Annotated in this window: 15 protein-coding genes; 12 read left to right on the forward strand and 3 right to left on the reverse strand. The window is 75.7% G+C overall.

What is annotated here, in order from left to right:
* Positions 1–18: 18 nt before the first annotated feature.
* On the reverse strand, positions 19–483 hold the full coding sequence (locus ABWK59_RS20500) for a YwqJ-related putative deaminase (protein ID WP_354642058.1): 465 nt from the start codon (positions 481–483) through the stop codon (positions 19–21).
* Positions 484–807: 324 nt separating this feature from the next.
* Between ABWK59_RS20500 and ABWK59_RS20505 the strand changes: the two genes are divergently transcribed.
* From ABWK59_RS20505 to ABWK59_RS20540, 8 genes are all read left to right on the forward strand, one after another.
* The gene (locus ABWK59_RS20505; RefSeq protein WP_354642059.1) at positions 808–1,968 is read left to right on the forward strand and encodes a Gfo/Idh/MocA family protein; all 1,161 of its coding nucleotides are present in this window, start codon (positions 808–810) and stop codon (positions 1,966–1,968) included.
* Positions 1,965–2,942 (forward strand): SDR family NAD(P)-dependent oxidoreductase, encoded by a 978-nt coding sequence (locus ABWK59_RS20510; RefSeq protein WP_354642060.1) that lies wholly within the window; start codon positions 1,965–1,967, stop codon positions 2,940–2,942. Before ABWK59_RS20505 ends, ABWK59_RS20510 begins: the two co-directional genes overlap by 4 nt.
* A 250-nt stretch (positions 2,943–3,192) precedes the next feature.
* The gene (locus tag ABWK59_RS20515) at positions 3,193–4,326 is read left to right on the forward strand and encodes a DegT/DnrJ/EryC1/StrS family aminotransferase (protein WP_354642061.1); all 1,134 of its coding nucleotides are present in this window, start codon (positions 3,193–3,195) and stop codon (positions 4,324–4,326) included.
* Positions 4,323–5,852 carry an MBL fold metallo-hydrolase gene (locus tag ABWK59_RS20520; RefSeq protein WP_354642062.1) on the forward strand — a complete coding sequence of 510 codons (1,530 nt, stop codon included), beginning with the start codon at positions 4,323–4,325 and terminating at the stop codon, positions 5,850–5,852. Before ABWK59_RS20515 ends, ABWK59_RS20520 begins: the two co-directional genes overlap by 4 nt.
* Positions 5,849–6,955 carry a DegT/DnrJ/EryC1/StrS family aminotransferase gene (locus tag ABWK59_RS20525; protein ID WP_354642063.1) on the forward strand — a complete coding sequence of 369 codons (1,107 nt, stop codon included), beginning with the start codon at positions 5,849–5,851 and terminating at the stop codon, positions 6,953–6,955. Before ABWK59_RS20520 ends, ABWK59_RS20525 begins: the two co-directional genes overlap by 4 nt.
* A 111-nt stretch (positions 6,956–7,066) precedes the next feature.
* Entirely contained in the window at positions 7,067–8,068 is a 1,002-nt protein-coding gene (locus ABWK59_RS20530; RefSeq protein ID WP_354642064.1) for an SMI1/KNR4 family protein, read from the forward strand.
* A gap of 70 nt (positions 8,069–8,138) precedes the next feature.
* Positions 8,139–10,694, forward strand: coding sequence for an SUKH-4 family immunity protein (locus ABWK59_RS20535; protein ID WP_354642065.1), 2,556 nt, complete (start codon positions 8,139–8,141; stop codon positions 10,692–10,694).
* 191 nt (positions 10,695–10,885) lie between these two features.
* Entirely contained in the window at positions 10,886–12,025 is a 1,140-nt protein-coding gene (locus ABWK59_RS20540) for a hypothetical protein (RefSeq protein ID WP_354642066.1), read from the forward strand.
* A 95-nt stretch (positions 12,026–12,120) separates the two neighbouring features.
* Here ABWK59_RS20540 and ABWK59_RS20545 read toward each other — a convergent pair whose 3' ends face one another.
* Positions 12,121–13,428 carry a nucleotide sugar dehydrogenase gene (locus ABWK59_RS20545; RefSeq protein WP_354642067.1) on the reverse strand — a complete coding sequence of 436 codons (1,308 nt, stop codon included), beginning with the start codon at positions 13,426–13,428 and terminating at the stop codon, positions 12,121–12,123.
* Between the two features lie 574 nt (positions 13,429–14,002).
* Here ABWK59_RS20545 and mfd point away from each other — a divergent pair.
* Positions 14,003–17,617 carry a transcription-repair coupling factor gene (gene mfd, locus ABWK59_RS20550; protein ID WP_354642068.1) on the forward strand — a complete coding sequence of 1,205 codons (3,615 nt, stop codon included), beginning with the start codon at positions 14,003–14,005 and terminating at the stop codon, positions 17,615–17,617.
* Between the two features lie 81 nt (positions 17,618–17,698).
* Here mfd and ABWK59_RS20555 read toward each other — a convergent pair whose 3' ends face one another.
* Positions 17,699–18,286 (reverse strand): DUF4352 domain-containing protein, encoded by a 588-nt coding sequence (locus ABWK59_RS20555; protein WP_354642069.1) that lies wholly within the window; start codon positions 18,284–18,286, stop codon positions 17,699–17,701.
* A 250-nt stretch (positions 18,287–18,536) separates the two neighbouring features.
* On the opposite strand from ABWK59_RS20555, the gene ABWK59_RS20560 reads away from it, so the two are divergent.
* The 3 genes from ABWK59_RS20560 (at position 18,537) to ABWK59_RS20570 (ending at position 23,126) form a co-directional block, all read left to right on the forward strand.
* Positions 18,537–20,675, forward strand: coding sequence for an N-6 DNA methylase (locus ABWK59_RS20560; protein ID WP_354642070.1), 2,139 nt, complete (start codon positions 18,537–18,539; stop codon positions 20,673–20,675).
* Positions 20,676–20,784: 109 nt separating this feature from the next.
* Positions 20,785–21,423: a hypothetical protein gene (locus ABWK59_RS20565; RefSeq protein WP_354642071.1), complete on the forward strand. Its 639-nt coding sequence runs from the start codon at positions 20,785–20,787 to the stop codon at positions 21,421–21,423.
* A complete protein-coding gene (locus ABWK59_RS20570; protein WP_354642072.1) occupies positions 21,420–23,126 on the forward strand; it encodes a protein kinase domain-containing protein in 1,707 nt (568 codons plus the stop codon). The genes ABWK59_RS20565 and ABWK59_RS20570 overlap by 4 nt, the downstream gene beginning before the upstream one ends.
* The last annotated feature ends 132 nt before the right edge of the window (positions 23,127–23,258 follow it).

A 23,258-nucleotide genomic window follows, 5' to 3' on the forward strand; every position in this document is an offset into this window, starting at 1 on the left:
GGACGGGGGCGCGGGCCGTCAGCCGGCCGGCGGCCCGACGGCCACGCTGGCCACGTTCAGGTGCTCCAGCAGCGGGGCGCAGGACCGGCACGGCGGCGCGTGGGTGCCGTGTGCCGGGTCGCCCTCCTCCCGGATCCGAACGGTGGTCAGCCGGGCGCCCTTGAGCGCCTTCCTGGCCTCCTGGAGCGTCATCGGCTTGCGCGCGGCCCGCTTGGAGCGGCCGGCGTCCACCTCCGCCAGGTACTGCGAGAGCAGCACCGCCTCCGGGCACCGCCCGAGGAACCGCTCCCGCTGCTCCAGCGGGAGCCCCGCCAGGAAGGCGGCCACCAGCGGGTGCAGCAGCGGGGCCGCCTCCCCCTTGTCGCCCGCCAGGGTCCGCACCGCGCCGCCGCGCAGCGACAGCGCGGCGGCCACGGCCGGCAGCAGGCTGTCCCGGTGGTGGCTCAGCGCCGGTGCCTGCGCGGGTTCCCCCGTGTTGTCCATGGCTGCTCCTCGGCTGTGCTCGGTGCGCCGACAGTTCTCAGCTGCCGGGGGTCGGCTGACGGATCGGTGACTCCAGGTAAGGGGACAAGCCTGCCAAACGCCTCCGACGACCGCCGATCCGGGGGTGCACGGAGGGCACCCTCCAGGTTCCCCCCACCGCCGCCCGAGCGGAGTGGTTTTCTCCGAATCCCTCCCCGGCCCCTGTGCCGACCGGTAGCGTTCCAGCGTCGGTGGCCGTGGGGGGACACGGGCCGCCGGGTACGCAGGGGCAGCCGGGGCAAGGTGGCTCCGGTGCCGGGCAAGGGGGGTCTTGCGATGGCGACCGTGTCGAGAGAAGTGGCGCACGAGGCGCCCGGGGAGCACGTACCGACTCCCGGGGTGCCCGAGCCGAGGCCGACCGAGCGGATCGGCCTGGCCGTGGTGGGCGCCGGGTACTGGGGACCGAACCTGGTCCGCAACGCGCAGCAGACGGCCGGACTCAGACTGCACTGGCTGTGCGACCTGGACGAGGAGCGCTCCCGGCGGGTGCTCGGCGAGTACAGCACCGTCCGCTCCACCACCTCCTTCGAAGAGGTCCTGGCCGACGAGCGGGTCGGCGCGGTGGCGATCGCCACCCCCGCCGCCGCCCACTACAAGCTGGTCCACGCCGCCCTGGAGGCCGGAAAGCACGTCCTGGTCGAGAAGCCCATCACCACCACCGTCGAGGACGCCGCCGACCTGGTCCGGATCGCCGACGAGCGCGGGCTGGTACTGATGTGCGACCACACGTTCTGCTACACCCCGGTGGTCCGCCGGATCCGCGAGCTGGTGCACGGCGGCGAGATCGGCGACGTCCAGTTCTTCGACTCGGTCCGGATCAACCTCGGCCTGGTCCAGCCCGACGTGGACGTGCTGTGGGACCTCGCCCCGCACGACCTCTCCATCCTCGACTTCGTCCTGCCGCCCGGCGTCGAACCGGTCGGCGTGAGCGCCCAGGGCGCCGACCCGATCGGCGCCGGCCGCGCCTGCGTCGCCTACCTGACCGTCCGGCTCAGCAACGGCGCCCTCGCCCACTGCCACGTCAACTGGCTCTCGCCGACCAAGGTCCGCACCACCCTGATCGGCGGCTCCCGGCGCACCCTGGTCTGGGACGACCTCAACCCGCAGGCCCGGCTGGCCGTCCACGACCGCGGCGTGGACCTCACCCCGCCCGACGAGCTCACCGACGCCATCCGGCACCGGGCGCTGATCTCCTACCGGGTCGGCGAGATGGTGGCGCCAGCCCTGGTCGAGCAGGAGGCGCTGCGCAACGTGATGACCGAGTTCGCCGCCGCCATCACCGAGCGCCGCGCCCCGCTCACCGACGGCCGCTCCGGCCTGCGGGTGCTCCGCCTGCTGCACGCCGCCTCGCGCAGCCTGGAACTCGGCGGCGCCACCGTCCCGGTCGGCGCCGACACCGACCTCGAACTGATCACCACCGCGACCGAGAGGGCCGCCGCCCGATGAACGCCGTCCCCATTGAGGGCTCCCGCTGCCTGGTCACCGGCGGCGCCGGGACCATCGGATCCACCGTGGTGGACCAGCTGATCGAGGCCGGGGCCCGCGAGGTCGTCGTCCTCGACAACTTCGTCCGCGGCCGGATGGCCAACCTCGCCCACGCCGAGGCCACCGCCGCACCCGGCCAACTCCGCGTCGTGGACGGCGACATCCGCGACCGCGCCCTGCTGCGCGACCTGCTCGGCGAGGACACCGACCTGCTCTTCCACCTCGCCGCGATCCGGATCACCCAGTGCGCCGCCGAACCCCGGCTCGCCCTGGAGGTCATGGTCGACGGCACCTTCGACGTGGTCGAGGCCGCCGCCGAGAAGGGCGTCCGCAAGGTCATCGCCTCCTCCACCGCCTCCGTCTACGGCCTCGCCGACGTCTTCCCCACGCCGGAGACCCAGCACCCGTACCACAACGACACCCTGTACGGCGCCTCCAAGGTCTTCAACGAGGGCCTGCTGCGCAGCTTCCACGCCATGTACGGGCTGGACTACGTCGCCCTGCGGTACTTCAACGTGTACGGCCCCCGGATGGACGTCCACGGCCGGTACACCGAGGTGTTCATCCGCTGGATGGAGCGGATCGCCGCCGGCGAGCGCCCGCTGATCTTCGGCGACGGCAGCCAGACCATGGACTTCGTCTACACCGAGGACATCGCCCGGGCCAACCTGCTGGCCGCCGCGGCGCCGGTCACCGACCGGGTCTACAACATCGCCTCCTCCAGCGAGGTGTCCCTGCGGGGGCTGGCGGACGCGCTGCTGACCGCGATGGACTCCGACCTGGACGTGGAGCACGGGCCGGCCCGCGGCACCGCCGGCGGCGTGGTCCGGCGGCTCGCGGACATCTCCGCCGCCGAACGCGACCTCGGCTGGAAGCCCGAACTCGGCCTCGACGAAGGCCTCCGCAAGCTCGTCGCCTGGTGGCGCCAGCAGTAGCGCCCCAGGGGCGCGTCTTTCAGGGGCGCGGGGAACTGCGCGACCAGCCATCACCGAACAGTCAGATCGCGGCACGTGCAACTGGATCTCGTGGGAGCGAGGAACGGTCGCACCCTTTCGCCTCGCGCAGTTCTCCCCCAGCCTCGGCGGCTGGGAGGTGCCCCCACGCGCCCCTGGGCTACCCGGTTGCGCAGAAACACCCGCGCCCCTGGGCTACCCGGTTGCGCCCGTACGATCCGAGGAGTACCCCGTGTCCAGCATCCCCGTCATGATCCCGTGGCTCGGTGAGGAGGAGGCCGAGGCCGCCGCCGAGGCGGTGCGGTCGGGGTGGGTCGCCCAGGGCCCGCGGGTGGCGGCGTTCGAGAAGGCGTTCGCCGAGTACACCGGCGCCCCGCACGCCGTCGCGGTCTCCAACTGCACCACCGCCCTGCACCTGGCGATGATCGGCGCCGGTGTCGGCCCCGGCGACGAGGTGGTGGTGCCCTCGCTCTCCTTCATCGCCACCGCCAACGCCGTCACCTACGTCGGCGCCGTCCCGGTCTTCGCCGACGTGGACCCGGCCACCGGCAACCTCACCCCCGGGACGGTGGAACCGCTGCTCACCGAGCGGACCAGGGCGGTCATCGTGGTCGACCAGGGCGGTGTGCCGGTGGACCTGGACGCGATCCGGGCCCTGGTGGAGCCGCGCGGTGTGACCGTGGTCGAGGACGCGGCCTGCGGCGCCGGCTCGCTCTACCGGGGCGGCCCGGTCGGCGGTACGGCGGCTCTCGCCGCGTACTCCTTCCACCCGCGCAAGCTGCTGACCACCGGAGAGGGTGGCATGGTCACCTGCCAGGACGGCGAACTGGCCGCCCGGCTGCGGCGGTTGCGCGAGCACGGGATGAGCGTCTCGGCCGCCGACCGGCACGCCTCGGCGGGCGGCGGGGCCGGCGTGGTGGAGACGTACGACGAGATCGGGTTCAACCACCGGATGACCGACATCCAGGCCGCGGTCGGTCTGGTGCAGCTCCGCAAGCTGCCTGAACTGGTCGCCCGCCGCCGCCTGCTGGCGGAGCGCTACCGGACGCTGCTGGGCGACCTGGCCGCGGGCCTGGTCGCCGACCCGGCGCACGGGACCGGCAACTTCCAGGCCTGCTGGGTGCTGCTGCCCGAGGGTGCCCCCGACCGGACCGAGGTGCTGACCCGGATGGCCGCGGCCGGGGTGTCCGCCCGGCGCGGCATCATGGCGGCCCACCTGGAGGCTCCGTACAAGGGGACCGCCCGGGTGCCGCTGCCCGCCACCGAGCTGATCACCCACCGGTCGGTGATCCTCCCGCTCTACCACGCGCTCACCGAGGCGCAGCAGGACACCGTGGTCGCGGCGTTCCGCGAGGCGGTCGGGTGATCCTTCCGCACGGCACCTCGATCAGGCACCTCGGCCACGCCGGGTTCCTGGTCGAGCACGCCGGACTGCGCATCCTGATCGACCCGTGGTTCCACCCGGCCTTCCTGGAGGCGTGGTTCCCGTACCCGGACAACCGCCACCTGCTGCCGGAGGTGGTCGCCGGCCGGTACGACTACCTGTACGTCTCGCACACCCACGAGGACCACCTGGACGAGCGGCTGCTCGCCCGGCTGTCCCGGGAGACCACCGTGCTGGTGCCGCGGTTCCGCAGCCGGGCGCTCGGCCGCCGGCTCGCCGCCCTCGGCTTCACCGACCAGGTGCGGCTCGGCCACCGGGACCGGCTGCGGCTCGGGCCGGACTGCACGGCCACCGTGCTGCTCGACACCAGCCACAAGGAGGACAGCGCCCTGCTGCTCGACCTGGGCGGCTTCCGCTTCCTCGACCTCAACGACTGCAACACCCCGATGTCCGAACTCCCCACGGACGTCGACCTGCTGGCCGCCCAGTACTCGGGCGCGATGTGGTACCCGAACGCCTACGCCTACCCGCCCGACACCATGGCGGAGAAGACCGCCGCCGTCCGCGCCGACCTGCTGGACACCCTGGTCCGCAAGGTCCGGCTCACCGGCGCCCGGGCCTACCTGCCCTCCGCCGGCCCGGCCTGCTTCCTCGACCCGGAACTGGCCCGGTTCAACGACCGGGCGGCGACCATCTTCCCGCAGTGGGAGGACGTGGCCGAGGAGTTCGCCGCGGCCTGCCCCGGGGTGGAGACCGTCCGCACCGCGCCCGGGGACGAGGTCACCGCGCCGAGCCCGCCCGGCCGCTGGGCCACCGACCCGCAGGGCTACCTGGCCGCCTACCGGGAGCGCCGCCGCACCGAGTGGCAGGCGTACCACGCCCGGCCGTACCGGCCGCCCACCGCCGAGGAGGTGGACGCCCACTTCGCCCGGCTGCGGCTGCTCAACCGCCCGCTGCTGGCCGACTACCGCGGCGGGCTGCGGCTGATCGCCCAGGGATCGGCGTGGGGCGTCCCGCTCGGCGAGCTGGCCGCCCGGGTCGAGCTGGAGGAGGATCCGGCCGACCCCTCGTACACCATCGCGGTGCCGCCGCGCGCCCTGCGGGCCGTCCTGGACGGCCGCACCGGCTGGGAGGAGGCGCTGCTGTCGATGCGGCTCGCCCTGCACCGCGACCCGGACGTCTTCGACCTGACCCTGCTGAGTCTGCTGCGCTACGGCCACCAGCCGGCCCAGACCCGGCAGCTGGTCCGCGAGCGGGCCCGGCCGGCCGAGACCATCCGGCGGGACGGGCTGCGGCTGCAGCGCTACTGCCCGCACGCCGGGGAGGACCTCACCCATGCGGTGATCGCGGACGGGGTCGTGGAGTGCCCGCGCCACCACTGGAGGTGGAGCGCCGAGACCGGCGCCTGCCTGTCCGGCGGCACCCTGCCCCTGTTCGTCGAACCGTCCGAGCAGCCCGTCACCACCCCAGAGTCCGAGCCAGCGCCAGCAGAGGGGCACACCACATGACCGACATCCCGCTCGTGGACCTGCGAGCCGCCCACGCCGAGGTCGCCGAGGAGGTGCGCGAGGGATTCGACCGGGTCCTGGCGTCCGGCGCCTACATCAAGGGGCCGGACGTCGCCGCCTTCGAGCAGGAGTACGCCGCGTACTCCGGGGTCCGCCACGCGGTGGGCACCGCCAACGGCACCGACGCGCTGGAGCTGGCCCTGCGCGCCCTCGACCTGCCGGAGGGCGGCGGGGTGGTGCTGCCCGCCAACACCTTCGTGGCCACCGCCGAGGCGGTGGTCCGGGCCGGGCTGCGGCCGGTCCTGGTGGACGTCGACCCCGAGCACCTGCTGATCGACCCGGCCCGGGTCGCCGAGGTGCTGCCCTCGGCCGCCGCGCTGCTGCCGGTCCACCTGAACGGCCAGCTCGCACCGATGGCACCGCTGCTGGAGCTGGCCGGAGACCGTCCGGTGGTGGAGGACGGCGCGCAGTCCCAGGGCGCCCGGCAGGACGGCCGGCCCGCCGGGTCCTGGGGCCGGATCGCCGCCACCAGCTTCTACCCCGGCAAGAACCTCGGCGCCTACGGCGACGCCGGCGCGGTGGTCACCGACGACGAGAGGCTCGCCACCGCGGTCCGGCTGATCGGCGACCACGGCTCCGGCCGCAAGTACGTCCACGAGCGGTTCGGCTTCAACTCCCGGATGGACACCCTGCAGGCCGTGGTGCTGCGGGCCAAGCTCCGTCGGCTGCCCGCCTGGAACGAGGCCCGCCGGGCGGCCGCCGCCCGCTACGACGCCCTGCTCGCCGGCGTGGACGGACTCACCACCCCCCGGACCCTTCCCGGCAACGAGCACGTCTGGCACCTGTACGCGGTCCGGATCGAGCGCGGCCGGGACACCGTCCTCGCCGAACTCCAGGCCGCCGGCATCGGCGCCGGTGTGCACTACCCCGTTCCGGTGCACCTGCAGCCCGCCTTCCGGGGCCTCGGCCACACCGAGGGCGCCTTCCCGGTGGCCGAGCGCGCCGCGGCCGAGCTCCTCACCCTGCCGCTCTACCCGCAGATCACCGAGGCCCAGCAGACCCGGGTCGCGGAGACCCTCGGCAAGGCCCTCGCCCGGATCTGACCGCCCCGGGCCGGCGGGCACGACCCCCGTGGTCGCCCGCCGGCCCGCCGGCCGGGGCGGACCCCCTACGCTGGACACCAGCATTCGCCAGCAGCCAGTGGGGGAACCCAGATGACGACAGGTCGGCCCGGCACGGCCGCCGCGCCCAACGCGGCGTACGCGGGCCAGAAGGTGCAGTTCCCCGACCCGGTACGGGCCGCCAGGTACCCGGCCGGGGTCTCGGTGGACGAGTACGGCCACCCGGACTTCAGCGCCTACGCGGCCGCCGCGGCCGAGGTCGCCGACCCGCCCGAGGGCTTCGGCGTGGACGAGCTGAGACTGACCGACTACGTCTCCGCCAACGCCGCCCTGTACACCGCGGGCCACGAGCTCTGGGCCGACCTGGAGAGCGCCGTCGCCACCCCGCACGGCTGGACCTGGCACCACGTGGCCGGCCGGGCCGCCCCCGGCTGGCGCCGGATGGAGCTCGTCCCGGTCGAGGTGAAGGCCCTGCTGCGGCACCACGGCGGCCTCGCCCTCTCCTCGGCCGACCACCACCGCCGCGGCACCCGCCCGCTGCAGGAGCACCGCCCCGCGCACTTCTCGCTGGCCAAGGACGGCGGCGACCCGATCGCCGTGTCCGAGGACCTCGTCCAGCGGGCCGAGCAGCGCCTCGGCCACCCGCTGCCCGCCGCCTACCGCAGCTTCCTCAAGCTCGGCGGCGGCCGCGTCCCGGTCGGCGTCGCCCTGGACCCGGAGTTCGGCATCCTCCTCGACCAGCCCTTCCTGACGCTCAGTGACGAGTACGGCGTCCACGACCTGGTGTACGCCAACAAGTGCCTGCGCGACCACCTCAGCAAGGACTACCTGGGCATCGCCTACGTGCAGGGCGGCCTGCTTGCGCTCAAGGTGCAGGGCGAGCGCACCGGCTCGGTGTGGTTCTGCCCGTACGACGACGCGCGGGACGACGACCCGGCGCTCACCGTCGCCGAGCGGACCGAGCGGCTGCTGCTGCCCTGCGGGGACACGTTCGACGCGTTCCTGCTCCGGCTCGCCGGCAGCCCGCCGGAGCTGGAGACGGTGGCGGAGCTGATGGTGGACGGCGGGTTCGCCCGGGCCGTCCCGGCGAACTGATGCGACGGAACGCGCGGGACCTGCGGAACGTCAGGCAGGTCATGCGGCAGAACGAAGGGGTGGACCTGGCGTGGTGACGACGTACGCGCAGGCGCAGGAGATCGCCGAGGACTGGATCAACGCCGGCGTACCGCGCTCCCGGCAGCGCGAGGTGCGGGTGCGCGAGTTCGACCTCGGCTTCGTCTGCTGGGCGGAGGACAGCGACACGGGCGACGAGGGCAGCGGGATCCGGCTGGTGATCGCCCGGGACAGCGGGGCGAGCACGCTCTGGCCGCCGCTGCCCGTCAACGAGGTGGTCCGGCAGTTCGAGGAGCTGTACGGCGCCGACGTCGAGCCCAACCCGGCCGGGGCGGCCAGGCCCGTCCCGGGGCAGATCGAGGCCACCTCCTTCCTGCTCAGCCCGCCGCAGTGGCTCCAGGAGGCCGGCGCCGCGGCCATCGAGGCCGAGGCCGCCAAGCTCGGCACCGCCCCGGCGGCACCGGTGCCCGCCCAGGCCACCCCGGCGCCCGGGGTGCTCACCACCCCGCCCGAGTCCGGCCGCCCGGCCGGGGACGCGCCGACCATGCTCGCCCCGCCGTCCGCGCAGCCGGGCCCGGCCTCGCCGCCGGTACCGCCCGGGGTACCCGTGCCGCCGGGGGCGCCCGGCCTGCCCGGCTCGGAGAACCTGACCGTCCCGATGCCCGCCCCGGCGGTCCACGCCCCGCTGCCCGACGGCGCCACCCCGCCGATGCCGGCCGCCTTCAGCGCGCCCCCGGCACCGCCCGGACCGGCGCCCGTCCCGCCGCCGCCCGGCCACCTGCCGCCCGCGCCGCCCGCCGTGGAGCAGGCGCCCACCCTGCTCGCCCCGCCGGACGGCATCCCGCCGCTCCCCGGCGCGGTGCCGCCCGCCGGACCGGGTGTGGCGCACGCCCCCACGGTGCTGGCCGCGCCCGGCGACCTCCCGCCGCGCCCCGAACCCGCCGCTCCCGGCGGCGGGTCCATCGCGTACGCGCCCACCATGCTGGCCACCGACGGCCCGCCCGGGCTGATGGGCCTCCCCGGCGCCCCCGGCCAGCCCGGGCCCGCGGGGGCCGGTGCCCCGGGTCGTGGCGGCCCGGGTGCCCCGCCACCCCCGCCGCCGGGTGAGCTGCGCGGCGGCGGCGCGTCCCCGGCCGGCGGTGCCCTGGGCCGCGGCGGCCCGGGTGTCCCGCCCCCGCCGCCGCCCGGCGAGCTGCGCGGCGAGGCGGGCGGACCCGCCGGCGGCGCCCTCGGCCGTGGTGGCCCGGGTGCCCCGCCGCCCCCGCCGCCCGGCGAGCTGCGCGGCGGCGCGCCGACCCCGCCCGTCCCGCCGGCGGGCCAGGCCGGTGGCCCGGCCTCGTCGAACGCCGCCCAGGTGGCCTACCAGGCCACCCAGCTCGCGCCGGCCCTCGACCTGCCCGGCGCCGGTGCCCCGCCCGCACCGCCCGTGCCAGGCGTCCCCGGCGTGCCCGGTCGGCCGCCGGCGGGCGGTCCCGCCGCGCCCCCGCCGCCCCCGCCGGGCGCGGTGCCCGTCCCGGGCGCGCCGCCGGCCGGCTACGGCTACCCGGTCGCCGGCGTCCCGGCCGGCCCGCCGCCGGTCGCCGCCGCCCCGCCGACGCCGGCCCCCGTGGCTCCCGCCCCTGCGGCGGCGCCCGGCGTGCCCGCCATCGGGCCCGGCACCCAGGCCGTGGTCAGCTACCGCGGCCCGGACGGCTCCGAGCAGACCCTGCTGATGCGCAGCGAGCCCGGCACCCCGCACCCGGAGTGGAAGGCCCTGCACGAGCTCCGCCGGCTGGGCGTGCCACCGGACCAGGTGCTCGAACTCCACACCGACCTGGAGCTGTGCGACCTGCCCGGCGGCTACTGCGCCCGGATGGTCAACGCCTCCTGGCCGAACGTCCGGATCAGCCACACCGTCCCGTACGGCCGCGACCTCGCCGGCCGGCAGTCCGGGATGGCGCTGCTCCACGACCACCTCGACCAGCTGCACCAGCTGGCCGCCGCGCCGCAGCGCCCGCGCCCCGTCCGGGCCCCGCTGCCGCCGCCCGGCACCGTCCACCAGCTGCCGCCGCTCCCGCCGCAGCAGCTGGCCGGCGAGCTGGGCCAGGCCTTCGGGCCCGGGGTGTTCCGCTTCGAGCAGCGCGCCGTCTCCCGCCAGGGCGTTCCCGAGCCGGTGGCCCAGACCCTGATGTGGGCGGGCCTGCCGCGGGAGTTCCCGCCGTTCTTCTGGGCCCAGGCCCAGGAGGGCCGGCCGATCCCGACCCTCGCCGAGCTCGCCGCCGAACGCGGCCTGCCCGGCGCCCCGGAGTTCGGCGGCTACCTGGTGCTCGGCAGCGACTACGGCCGCCAGCTCTGCGTCCAGTACGGCACCGCCGCGGTGGTCGCCGTCGACATGGAGCGCCCCGGCGAACCCCCGCGGTTCGTCAACACCGGCGTCCCGGAGTTCGTCCGCAGCATGGCCGTGCTCGGCCGGATGTGGCGCCTGCGCTACGGCCTCACCCCCGACCAGGCCGGCCGCTGGACCACCGACTTCCAGGCCCAGCTGCTGGCCGTCGACCCGGCCGCGCTGCTCACCCCCGAGTCCTGGTGGGCGGTGCTGCTGGAACAGCTCTGGGACGGGCTGATGTAGCCGTCCCCCGGGGCCGTGCCGGCAGCGGCACGGCCCCTTGGACGGGCCCTTTCACCTGGCCGCGCGGTGCCGGGTTGTTGGGTTTGCCTCCCTATCTGCGCAAAATAGGTCAAGCGGACGGACGCCGGCGTCCGTCCGCCGCCACGGTCCAACCGGGGCCGCGCGGCCCGCGAGCACGAGGGGAAGAGCCGATGAGCGATGCCGTCTCCCAGTACGGCTTCACCGTTGCCCGGCGTGGATACGCGCCCGAGCAGGTCGACCGCGCCCTGATGGCGCTGAGCGCCGAACGGGACGGGGCGTGGGACCGGCTCAGCCTCCTCGGCGCGGGCGCCCGCGAGATGGAGAAGCGCCTCGCCGACGTCCAGCAGGCCGCCGAGGAGGCGCCCGACCCGGACTACACCCAGCTCAGCGAGCAGGCCGCCGGCCTGATGCGGACCGCCCAGGCCGAGGCCCTCGCCGTCCGCGAGGCCGCCGAGCGCGCCGCCGAGGACGCCCGCGACCAGGCCTACGACGCCGGCCAGCAGGCCGGAGCCGAGGCCCGCGAGTTCTCCGCCACCACCCGCGCCGACGCGGACCAGGCGGCCCGCCGCATCGACGAGCGCTCCCGCGCCGAGGCCGAGCGGGTCCGATCCGAGGCCGACCGCGACGCCCGCGGCATCCGGGACGCCGCCACCGCCGAGGCCGCCCGCATCCGGGTCTCCGCCGCCGAGGCCGAGGAGAGCGCCGAGAGCAGGCTCGCCGAGCTGCGCCGCCGCGCCGAGGAGTCCTTCACCGCGGCCGAGGCCCAGGCCGACGCCGAGGACGCCAAGATCTCCGCCAGCGCCGAACGGCGGGTCCGCGAGGCCGAGCAGCACCGCGAGGACATGCTCGCCGAGGTCCGCCGGCTGGACGGCGAGGCCCAGGCAAAGTCCGACGAACTGCTCGGCGGGGCCCGGCGCGAGGCCGACCGGATCAAGTCGGTCAGCGAGCGCGAGCAGCGGGACTTCACCGCCCGGCTGGAGAAGGTGCAGCAGCAGCTCGACCACATCAAGCAGACCCTCGCCGCCCTCACCGGCGCCGTGGTCGGCGCCCCCGAGCCCGGCGAGGAGGAGGCAGACACCGCGGAACAGCCCCTGCCGGCGGCTCCGCCGCAGCCCGCGCTGCCGGAGGTACCGCCGGTGCCGCCGGCCCCCTGGGTCAAGTCCGCCCCCGAGGAGGCGCCCGAGCCCGCCCCTGCCGCCGCCGAGGAGGCACCGGAGGCGCCGGAGCCCAAGATCGTGCCCAAGATCGTCATCATCGACGACGGCCTGGACTACGAAACCCTCCCCAACCGCGTCACCCGCCGCGGCTAGCCTCCCGGCAGCCCTCGGCCCACCACGACCGGCCTCGCACTCGGGTCTTACGTTGGTTGCCCGTTTGCAGTCGGTGCGCCGCCGTGTGGAGGCGGTCAGAGGATCTCGACCGTGGCTCCGGTGAGGCGGCGGCGGCAGTCGAGGACGTAGCGGGCGTGCTCGGCCACCGCGGTGTAGTCGAACTCGTCGTGGTCGGCGAGCAGGACCACCGCGTCGGCCGCCGCCAGCTCCTCCGGCGTGGCGTCGACCCGCCGGACGGTGGCCAGCGGGCCGCCCTCGTGGTCGGCCACCCGCTGTCCGGGGATCTTCGGCTCGGCCACGTGCACCCCGGCCACCACGTGCGGGTCCGCCGCCCGGACCTCCGCCCCCATCCGGGTCAGCAGCTCCGCGACCCGGGCCGCGGGCGTCTCCCGGGCGTCACCGGTGTTCTTCTTGTACGCGAGCCCGAGCAGCAGCACCCGCGACCCGTTCACCGACAGCCGCCGCTCGTTCAGCGCCTCGGAGAGCCTGCGGACCACGTAGTCGGGCATGTGGGAGTTGACGTCGTTGGCCAGCTCGACGAAGCGGAAGGACTGTCCGAGGGCCCGCTCCACCCGCCAGGACAGGTAGGAGGGGTCGATCGGCAGGCAGTGCCCGCCCACCCCCGGGCCGGGGGTGAACCGCAGGAAGCCGAACGGCTTGGTGGAGGCGGCGTCGATGGCCTCCCAGACGTCGATCCCCAGGTCGTGGGCGAACATCGCCAGCTCGTTGACCAGCGCGATGTTGACGTGGCGGAAGGTGTTCTCCAGCAGCTTGGTCAGTTCGGCCTCCTTGCAGGAGGAGACCGGCACGGTGCGCTCCACCAGCTGCCCGTAGAAGCCGTCGACCGCCTTCAGGCCTTCCGGGGTGGTGCCGGAGACCACCTTCGGGGTGTTCTCCAGCTTCCAGACCGGGTTGCCCGGGTCGATCCGCTCGGGGCTGTAGCCGAGGTGGAAGTCCTCGCCGGCGCGCAGGCCGGATCCCTCCTCCAGGAGCGGGCCGAGCAGTTCCTCGGTCGTCCCCGGGTAGGTGGTGGACTCCAGCACGACGGTGGCGCCGGGCCGCAGGTGGGAGGCGAGCAGCCGGGCCGAGGCCTCGATGTACGAGAGGTCGGGCGCGCCGTCCCGCAGCGGGGTGGGCACGGTGATCACCGCGATGTCGAAGCCGGCCACGTCCGAGGGGTCGGCGGAGGGCAGGTAGGCGCCGCCGTCCAGCAGGGGGCGCAGCCGCTCGCCGGGGATGTCCTCGACGTAGGACTCGCCGACGGTGAGCTTCTTGATCCGGCGTTCGTCCACGTCGTAGCCGACCACCCGGTGGCCGACCTCGGCCGCGCGGACCGCCAGTGGCAGTCCGACGTAGCCCTGACCTGCGATGACGACGCGCATGCCGAAGTACCCCCTCCATCGCGACGACGATGTCCCCACACCGTCTTCACAAGAGAGTACGGAGCCACGCGCCTGCCGGGGTCGCTTCTGGCAAACGGGTCGAAACAGGCGCCGGGAACGTCGACGCCGAGACCCACGGCGCCCTTTCCCAAGGACGCCGCGGTCCCGGCGTGAGTGGCACGGGCGCCCCCACCCAGGGCCGCCCGGCCCGCGCACCCCCGACCCCCATCGGGTGGTGCGGTCGCGCCGCCGCCTCCATCCCCCACGGTTGGCTGCGGCCTGCGCTGCGCCCCATCCTGCGGGCCGACCATGGCCGGGCAGTGACAGGAGTGTGTCGGCTCCGTGATCTCTGGTTGGCCCCGAACGTTCTCCGGCCGGGGCGCCTCGGCCCGCGCGAGGCGGGCGCGAGCGGGATCCGATCCGCGCTCGGCGCCGCCGGGCCGCCGCGCGGGGTGCCGGTCGGCGCCGCGGCGTAGGCTGGAGACCCCCGGGGCGCTCCGCGTACCGGGCCGTTCGCGTTGCCCGGCCGGAGCCGTCCGGTGCCGGGGCATTCCAGCCCGTGGAGCCGAGAAGTATGAGCCTGTCCGGACTGCTCGATGTCGTCGTACGGGACGCCGCCCTCGCCGAGGCGATCGAGGCCGCGGCCGCCGGTCACCGGCAGCACCTCGACCTGGTGGGCCCGCCGGCCGCCCGGCCGTTCGCGATCGCCGCGCTGGCCCGGTCGCTGGCCGCCGGGGCCGACGCGCAGGGCCGCCCGGTGCTGGCGGTGACCGCCACCGGCCGGGAGGCCGAGGACCTCGCGGCCAGCCTGCGGTCGCTGCTCCCCGCGGACGCGGTGGCCGAGTTCCCCGCCTGGGAGACCCTGCCGCACGAGCGGCTGTCCCCGCGCTCGGACACCGTCGGCCGGCGCCTGGCGGTGCTGCGCCGGATCGTCCACCCCAGCGCCGACGACCCGGCGGCGGGTCCGGTGCGGGTGGTGGTGGCGCCGGTCCGCTCGGTGCTGCAGCCGCAGGTGAAGGGGCTGGCCGAGCTGGAGCCGGTGGCCGTGCAGCGCGGTGAGCAGCACGATCTGGAGGAGGTGGCCCGCCGGCTCGCGGCCGCCGCCTACTCCCGGGTCGAACTGGTCGAGAAGCGCGGCGAGTTCGCGGTGCGCGGCGGCATCCTGGACGTCTTCCCGCCGACCGAGGAGCACCCGCTGCGGGTGGAGTTCTGGGGCGACGACGTCGAGGAGATCCGGTACTTCAAGGTCGCCGACCAGCGCTCGCTGGAGATCGCCGAGCACGGCCTGTGGGCGCCGCCCTGCCGTGAGCTGCTGCTGACCGACGAGGTCCGGGCGCGGGCCGCCGAGCTGGCCGCCGAGCACCCCGGGCTGGCCGAGATCCTGGACAGGATCGCCCAGGGCATCGCGGTGGAGGGCATGGAGTCGCTGGCCCCGGTGCTGGTGGACGACATGGAACTGCTGGTCGACGTCCTGCCCGAGGGTTCCATCGCGGTGGTCTGCGACCCGGAGCGGGTCCGGACCCGGGCGGCCGACCTGGTGGCGACCAGCCAGGAGTTCCTGCAGGCCTCCTGGGTGGCGGCGGCCGCCGGCGCGGACCGCCCGATCGACCTGGAGGCGATCGACGTCTCCGCCGCCTCGCTCTGGTCGCTCGCCGACCTCCGCGAGCACGCCGCGGAGATCGGGCTGCCCTGGTGGTCCGTCAGCCCGTTCGCCACCAGCGACTCCAGCGTGAGCGAGATCCTCGAATTCGACGCGGACACCCTCACCCTGGGCATGCGCGCGGTGGAGGCGTACCGCGGCGACACCGCCCGGGCGATCGCCGACGCCAAGGAGCGGCTGGCCGCGGACTGGCGGGTCGTCATGGTGACGGAGGGCCACGGGCCGGCCGCCCGGCTGGCGGAGGTGCTCGGCAACGAGGGCATCCCGGCCCGCCTGGTCGCCGACCTCGCCGAGGCCCCCACCCGGGACGTGGTCTTCGTCTCCTGCGGCTCCATCGAGCACGGCTTCGTGGACGAGGCGCTCAAGCTCACCGTGGTCACCGAGACCGACCTGTCCGGCCAGAAGTCCTCCACCAAGGACATGCGCCGGATGCCCTCCCGCCGCCGCAACGCCATCGACCCGCTCGCCCTGGCGGCCGGCGACTACGTGGTGCACGAGCAGCACGGCGTCGGCCGGTACGTGGAGATGGTGCAGCGCACCGTCCAGGGCGCCACCCGCGAGTACCTGGTGCTGGAGTACGCCCCCGCCAAGCGGGGCCACCCCGGCGACCGGCTCTTCGTCCCCTCCGACCAGCTCGACCAGGTGACCAAGTACGTCGGCGGCGAGGCCCCGACCCTGCACCGGCTGGGCGGCGCGGACTGGGCGAAGACCAAGCAGCGGGCCAAGAAGGCGGTCAAGGAGATCGCCGCCGACCTGATCAAGCTGTACTCGGCCCGGATGGCCGCCCCCGGCCACTCCTTCGGCCCGGACACCCCCTGGCAGCGCGAGCTGGAGGACGCCTTCCCGTACGCGGAGACGCCCGACCAGCTGACCACCATCGGCGAGGTCAAGGCGGACATGGAGAAGTCCGTCCCGATGGACCGGCTGATCTGCGGCGACGTCGGCTACGGCAAGACCGAGATCGCGGTGCGGGCGGCGTTCAAGGCGGTGCAGGACGGCAAGCAGGTGGCCGTGCTGGTGCCCACCACGCTGCTGGTGCAGCAGCACTTCTCCACCTTCGCGGAGCGGTACGCCAACTTCCCGGTCACCGTGAAGGCGCTGTCCCGGTTCCAGACCGACTCCGAGGCGAAGGCCGTCCTGGAGGGCCTGTTCGAGGGGTCGGTGGACGTGGTCATCGGCACCCACCGGCTGTTCTCCTCGGAGACCCGGTTCAAGGACCTCGGCCTGGTGATCGTCGACGAGGAGCAGCGGTTCGGCGTCGAGCACAAGGAACAGCTGAAGAAGCTGCGGGCCAACGTCGACGTGCTGACCATGTCGGCGACCCCGATCCCGCGCACCCTGGAGATGGCCGTCACCGGCATCCGTGAGATGTCCACCATCACCACCCCGCCGGAGGAGCGGCACCCGGTGCTCACCTTCGTCGGCCCGTACGACGAGAAGCAGATCGCCGCCGCGGTCCGGCGTGAACTCCTGCGCGAGGGCCAGGTGTTCTACATCCACAACCGGGTGGAGTCGATCGACAAGGCGGCCGCCCGGCTGAAGGACCTCGTTCCCGAGGCGCGGGTCGCCACCGCGCACGGGCAGATGGGGGAGACCCAGCTGGAGAAGGTCGTCGTCGACTTCTGGGAGAAGGAGTTCGACGTCCTGGTCTCCACCACGATCGTGGAGTCCGGCATCGACATCTCCAACGCCAACACCCTGATCGTCGAGCGCGGCGACACCTTCGGCCTCTCCCAGCTGCACCAGCTGCGCGGCCGGGTCGGCCGAGGCCGCGAGCGCGGCTACGCGTACATGCTGTACCCGCCGGAGAAGCCGCTCACCGAGACCGCCCACGAGCGGCTGGCCACCATCGCCCAGCACACCGAGATGGGCGCCGGCATGTACGTGGCCATGAAGGACCTGGAGATCCGCGGTGCCGGCAACCTGCTCGGCGGCGAGCAGTCCGGCCACATCGCGGGCGTCGGCTTCGACCTCTACATGCGGATGGTCGGCGAGGCCGTCGCCGAGTTCCGCGAGTCGCTGGAGACCGGCGGCGAGCCGGAGGAGGAGCCGCTGGAGGTGAAGATCGAGCTGCCGGTGGACGCCCACGTCCCGCACGACTACGCGCCGGGCGAGCGGCTGCGGCTGCAGGCGTACCGCTCGATCGCCGCGGTCAACTCCGAGGAGGACATCGTCCACGTCCGCGAGGAGCTCACCGACCGGTACGGCAAGCTGCCCGAGCCGGTGGAGAACCTGCTCATGGTCGCGGGCCTGCGGCTGTACGCGCGGCGCTGCGGGATCGGGGACATCACCCTGCAGGGCAACTTCGTCCGGTTCGGGCCGGTGGAGCTGCGCGAGTCGCAGGAGCTGCGGCTGAACCGGCTCTACCCGCGCACCCAGGTGAAGGCCGCCGCCCAGCAGCTGCTGGTGCCCCGGCCGAGCACCGGCGGGCGGATCGGCGGCAAGCCGCTGCTGGGGCGGGAGTTGCTGGGGTGGTGCACGGAGTTCCTCACCACGATGTTCGACGACCTGGCGGGCGCGAGGCGGTAACGCCGTCCGCGTCGATCGGCGGCTCCGGGCCTCGGCCCGGGGCCGCCTTCCGCGTTCCCGTCCGCGGGGGACGGCACCGGGTCAGGAGAGCTTCCACTGGCCGGTCTGGTCGGCCATGCCGCTGTCCAGGGTGAACTGGACCTTGTCGAGGGCGGCGTCCTTGGGCACCTCGAAGGTCAGGAACCCGAGGCCGCTCTCACCGGCGGCGATGTTCACCGAGCCGGCGAAGCCCTGGCCGGCCTTGGTGTCGTACAGGCTGGTGGTGAAGGACTGGCCCTGGGCGTCCAGCAGCCTGGCGCTGTTGGCGGGGGCGTCGCTGTAGGCCTTGCCGGTGGCCTTGATCCGGAACTGGACGGCGACGAAGCGCTTGCCGTCGGCCGGCTTGCTGTACTCGTCCTCGCCCTCGGCGTTGTCGACGACCTTGACCACGGTGACGTCGGCGGTGGTGCTCTTCTCGATGCCCTTGAGCGCGATGGTGTCGCCGACCTTGGCGGGGGCCGCGGCGGCCGGCTTCTCGGCACCGCCGGTGGAGGCCGGTGCGCCGGAGGCGGGCGGCTTGGCCTCGGTGGAGACCGAGGAGGTGCCGCTGTCGCAGGCGGTGGCGCCCAGCACGACCAGCGAGGCGGCGAGCAGGGCGGCGGCGGAGCGGCGGGCGGTGCTGCGGTTCATGGCGTGAACTCCCAACGGTGACGGGTCGATTCGCCGCGGCTTCGGGCCGTTCCGGCGATGCACCGATCACACCATGGGTTGTGAACACTGTCAACGGCGATTCATGAAACACCTCTGTTCACGTGTGAACACCCCGGGGTGGTGCATGGCTATGCTGGGCGGTCACACGCCGCGGAGCCCGGCGCCACACCCCACGGCACCCGCCCGCCACCCGCGGCACACGCCCCGCCCCCCCGACCGAGGAGCCCCGATGCCGGACCGTCCCGAGGTGACCGCCGTCGAGATCGCCCGGCTGGCCGGGGTCGGGCGGGCCGCCGTCAGCAACTGGCGCCGCCGCCACCCCGACTTCCCGCAGCCCGCCGGCGGCACCGACACCAGCCCGACCTTCCGCCTCGACGAGGTGGAGCGCTGGCTCCGCACCCAGGGCAAGATCGCCGAACTGCCGCTGCTGGAACGCGTCCGCCAGCAGCTGGAGACCCTCCGCGACCCGGACGGCCACCCGGCCGCGCCGCTGCTCGCCGCCGGCGCCCTGCTGCTGCAGCTGCACCGCGACCCGGCCGGCTGGGACACCCTGCGCAAGGAGCCCGACACCCGGCTCGCCACCGCCCTGCCCCGCCTGCTGCGGCACACCGCGCAGACCGTCCTCGGTCCGGACGGCGCCGCCCTGCTCGCCCTGCCCGGGCTGGCCGGCGCCACCTACCTCGACCTCGTCCGCCTGCTCGAACGGCTCGCCGCCGAGCACGGCCCCGCCCGCGCGTGGGAGCAACTGCTCGCCCGCCTGGGCGAGGCCGCCGCCCGCCCGAGCGCCGCCACCCCGCCCGAGGCCGCCGCCCTGCTCGCCGACCTGGCGGGCCCCGGCGGCACCGTCCTCGACCCGGCCTGCGGCCTCGGCGCCCTGCTGCTCGCCGCCGGCCCCGGCGCCGACCGCCGCGGCCAGGACCTCGACCCGGTGCACACCGCCCTCGCCCTGCTGCGGCTCGCCCTGCACACCCCGCCGGACGCGCCGGTCCCGCTCGCCCTCGACCTGCGCCCCGGCGACTCGCTGCGCGCCGACGCCCACCCCGGCCTCAGCGCCGACGCCGTGCTCTGCCAGCCGCCCTACAACGAGCGCGACTGGGGCCACGACGAGCTCCAGTACGACCTCCGCTGGCCCGGCGGCCTGGTCCCGCCGCGCGGCGAGTCCGAACTCGCCTGGGTCCTGCACTGCCTGGCGCACACCCGCCCCGGCGGCCTGGCCGCCCTGCTGCTGCCGCCCACCGTCGCCTCCCGCCGCGCCGGCCGCCGGATCCGGGCCGAACTCGTCCGCTCCGGCGCCCTGCGCGCCGTGGTCGCGCTGCCCGCCGGCACCGCCCCGCCGTACGGCGTCCCGCTGCACCTGTGGCTGCTGCGCGGCCCCCGCCCCGACGACGACTTCCGGCGCGTCCTGCTGCTCGACGCCGCCGCGGCCCACCCCGCCGCCGAGGGCGGCCGCGACCGGGTCGACTGGCCCGCCCTGCACCGGACCGTCCTCGACACCTGGCGGGCCTTCGACACCGCCTCCCGCACCGGCACACCGCTGCCCGCCGACCGGCCCGGCGTCCACCGCGCGGTGCCCGCCCTCGATCTGCTGGACGACGAGACCGACCTCTCACCGGCCCGCCACCTGCCCGCCGCCGCCCCCGACGGCGGTGCGGCCGCCCTGCACCACCTGCAATCCCGGCTCGCCGAACTGCTGACCGGCCCGGCCGACCCGGCGGCCGCGCTGCCGGAGTTCGCCGACGCCCGGCCGCCCGCCGGGGCGCCGCAGGTGACCGTCGGCGAACTCGCCCGCGCCGGCGCGCTGGAGGTGCACTCCAGCGGTCAGGGCGTCCTGCCCGGCCCGCCCGGCGACGGGCCGGCCGACGTGCCCGTCCTCACCGACCAGGACCTGCTCACCGGCACCGCCCCCACCGCCGGCGCGGCCGCCGCCGACACCCTGCTCACCACCCGCCCCGGCGACGTCCTGGTCCCCGCCCTCGGCGGCGGCACCGCCCGGGTGGTGCGGGCCGGCGGCCCGCTGGACGGCGTCGCCCTCGGCCCCCGCCTGCACCTGCTGCGCCCCGACCCGGCCCAGCTCGACCCCGACTTCCTGGCCGGCGTGCTGCGGTCCTCCGGCAGCGCCCGCCGGGCCAGCAGCTACGCCTCCACCACCACCCGGCTGGACGTCCGCCGGGTGGAACTGCCGCGCACCCCGCCCGAGCGGCAGCGCGCGCTCGGCGCCGCCTTCCGCCGGATCGCCGAGTTCGAGGCCGCCCTCGACCGGGCCGCCGCCCTCGGCCGGACCCTCGCCCAGGGGCTCACCGACGGCCTCGCCACCGGCGGCCTGACGGAACGGCAGTCCGGCCCCGCGACCGCGCCCGAAGCGGACTGACGCGGCGTCCGGCCGCCCGGCGGTGCCGCGGGACGGAAAGGCCCTGCTGGCCGGGGCGGTGTGACGGTACGGTGTGCGACGTACCCTCCACCCCCGCACAGGAGCGCCCATGTCCGGCCCCCTGTACGGGCAGCCCGGCCTCCGTGCCGGCGGCCCGTTCAGCCTGCTCCACAGGATCCTCGTCTGCCTGGCGCCGCTGCTGACCTTCGGTCTGCTCGGCATGCTGCCGTCGCTCCTGCTCGCCGTCCGCCGCCGCCGGGCGCTGGACGTGCTGGGCGCGGTGTTCCTCGGGCTCGTCCAGCTGGCCATGTACGTCGTCCTCGGCCTCTCGCCGAAGGACGCCACCGGCACCTGGTACTCCACCGCGACCGGCCTGACCGCGATCGTGCTCTGGCTCGGCGCGCCCGTCCACTTCCTGATCATGGACAGCGCGGGGATCTGGGCCCGCGGCGCCCAGACCGGCCCCACCCACGCCGGCCTCGCCACGCCCGCGCCCTGGCCGCCGCAGGGCCTCCACCCGCCGAGCCCGTACCCGGCCGGCGTGCCCGCCCCGGCCCCCGTCCACCACCAGCCGCAGCCCCAGCCGCCGTACCAGCACCAGCACCAGCCCCAGCCGCACCCGCACCCGTACCCGCAGGCGGTGGCACCCGGCCCGCACCCGCCCACCGTCCAGGCCACCCCCGGCGGCGACGACCTCCAGCAGCTCGGTGAGCTGCTCCGCCGGCAGGCCGGGGACGGCCGGCCGTGACCGGCGCCCGGGTCGTCGACGGCCGCTACCGGCTCACCGAGAAGATCGGGCACGGCGGCATGGGCCAGGTCTGGGCCGGACACGACCAGCGGCTCGACCGCCGGGTCGCCGTCAAGCTCCTGCGCACCGACCTGCTCGGCCCCGAGGACGCCACCCGCAGCCGCGGCGACGAACTGCGCCGCCGCTTCCTGCGGGAGAGCCGGATCAGCGCCGCCCTCGACCACCCCGGGCTGGTCACCGTCTTCGACGCCGGCACCGACGGCGGCGAGCTCTACCTCGTGATGCAGCGGGTCCCCGGCGTCAGCCTCGCCGACCTGCTCGCCGAGGACGGCCCGCTCACCGTCGAGCGGACGGTCGCCACCGCGGCCCAGCTCTGCGCCGCGCTCGCCGCCGTCCACGCCGTCCCGGTCGTCCACCGCGACCTGAAACCCAGCAATGTGATGGTCCGTCCGGACGGGCGGACCGTCCTGCTGGACCTCGGCATCGCCACCGCCCTCGACCCGGACGCCACCCGGCTCACCCTCACCGGCACCCCCATCGGCAGCCCCGCCTACATGGCCCCGGAACAGGCCCTCGCCGCCGGCGTCGACCCCCGCAGCGACCTCTACGCCCTCGGCTGCCTGCTGCACGAGATGCTCACCGGCGACGCCCCGTTCACCGCCCCGACCGCCCTCGGCGTCCTGCGCCGGCACGTGGACGAGCCGCCGCCCCCGCTGCGCGAGCTGCGCCCCGACGTCCCGCCCGCCCTGGAACGGCTGGTCCTCGCGCTGCTCGCCAAGCAGCCCGGCGACCGCCCCGCCGACGCCCAACAGGTCCACGCGGTCCTGCTGCCGCTGCTGCCCGGCCCGTCCACCGACCCGCAGCCGCCCTACGGCCCGCTGCCCGACCCGGCCCGCCCCTACCGCCACCCGCACCAGCCGGCCCCCGCCCGCACCGCGGCACCCGCCGCCGTACGGCTGACCCTGCCCGCCCCGGCTCAACCGGCCGACCCGGCCCCCGTCCAGATGGCGGACGTCGGGCCGGGCACCACCGAACCGGACGCGGAACTCACCGCCGCCTGCGCCCGACTCTCCGACCTGGTCGCCGCCCGCCGCCACACCGAGGTCATCGACCTCGCCGCCGGGCTGCTGCCCCGGATCGCCGCCGCCCAGGGCGCCGCCGCGCCGCTGCTGCACACCGTCCGGACCATCCGCGCCCGCACGCTGCTGGAGGAGGGCCGCGCCGAGGAGGCGCTCGCCGAGTACCGGCTGCTCGCCACCGCCACCGCCGCCGAGCGCGGCCCCTACGACGCCACCGCGCTCGACCACCGGCAGCGCGCCGCCGACTGCCTGGAACGCCTCGGCCGCACCACCGAGGCGCTCGCCGAGTACCAGCAGCTCACCGCCGCCCTGCCGCCCGACTCCGACCAGGCGCTGGAGGTCCGCGAGCGGACCGGCCGGCTGCTCACCGCGGCCGGGGACCACGACGGCGCCTGGCACACCCTGCTCGAACTCCTGCTGGACACCGAGCGCCGCCGCGGCCCGCACCACGCCGACGTCCGCCGGCTGCGGGCCCTGCTCGACCGGATCGGCGCACTGCGCACCGCCACCCCGCTGCCCGGCAGCACCCCGCCGGGCGCCGCCCGCCCCGACCCGCGGCGGTACGTCCCGGCCGCGCCGCCGCCGACCCCGGTGCCCGGCAACCCGTACGCCGCGGGCGGCTGACGCCGGACGGCCCCGCCGACCCGCCCGCGCGGCGGGGGTCTGGGCAAGGCCCGGTACGGCTCCCTATTGTTCGTCCCAGTCAGGAGAACCACCGGAGACCGCACCAGCCACACCCCGCTCGGGAGGCCCCAC

Origin of the sequence: Kitasatospora sp. HUAS MG31 (genome assembly GCF_040571325.1) — a bacterium.
GTDB lineage: Bacteria > Actinomycetota > Actinomycetes > Streptomycetales > Streptomycetaceae > Kitasatospora > Kitasatospora camelliae.

What these genes read in the sequence shown, in the direction of transcription:
- ABWK59_RS20500 (WP_354642058.1), bottom strand. Translation starts at nt 483, where the DNA reads ATGGACAACACGGGGGAACCCGCGCAGGCACCGGCGCTGAGCCACCAC.
- ABWK59_RS20510 (WP_354642060.1), top strand. Translation starts at nt 1,965, where the DNA reads ATGAACGCCGTCCCCATTGAGGGCTCCCGCTGCCTGGTCACCGGCGGC.
- ABWK59_RS20525 (WP_354642063.1), top strand. Translation starts at nt 5,849, where the DNA reads ATGACCGACATCCCGCTCGTGGACCTGCGAGCCGCCCACGCCGAGGTC.
- ABWK59_RS20530 (WP_354642064.1), top strand. Translation starts at nt 7,067, where the DNA reads ATGACGACAGGTCGGCCCGGCACGGCCGCCGCGCCCAACGCGGCGTAC.
- ABWK59_RS20540 (WP_354642066.1), top strand. Translation starts at nt 10,886, where the DNA reads ATGAGCGATGCCGTCTCCCAGTACGGCTTCACCGTTGCCCGGCGTGGA.
- ABWK59_RS20545 (WP_354642067.1), bottom strand. Translation starts at nt 13,428, where the DNA reads ATGCGCGTCGTCATCGCAGGTCAGGGCTACGTCGGACTGCCACTGGCG.
- mfd (WP_354642068.1), top strand. Translation starts at nt 14,003, where the DNA reads ATGAGCCTGTCCGGACTGCTCGATGTCGTCGTACGGGACGCCGCCCTC.
- ABWK59_RS20555 (WP_354642069.1), bottom strand. Translation starts at nt 18,286, where the DNA reads ATGAACCGCAGCACCGCCCGCCGCTCCGCCGCCGCCCTGCTCGCCGCC.
- ABWK59_RS20560 (WP_354642070.1), top strand. Translation starts at nt 18,537, where the DNA reads ATGCCGGACCGTCCCGAGGTGACCGCCGTCGAGATCGCCCGGCTGGCC.
- ABWK59_RS20565 (WP_354642071.1), top strand. Translation starts at nt 20,785, where the DNA reads ATGTCCGGCCCCCTGTACGGGCAGCCCGGCCTCCGTGCCGGCGGCCCG.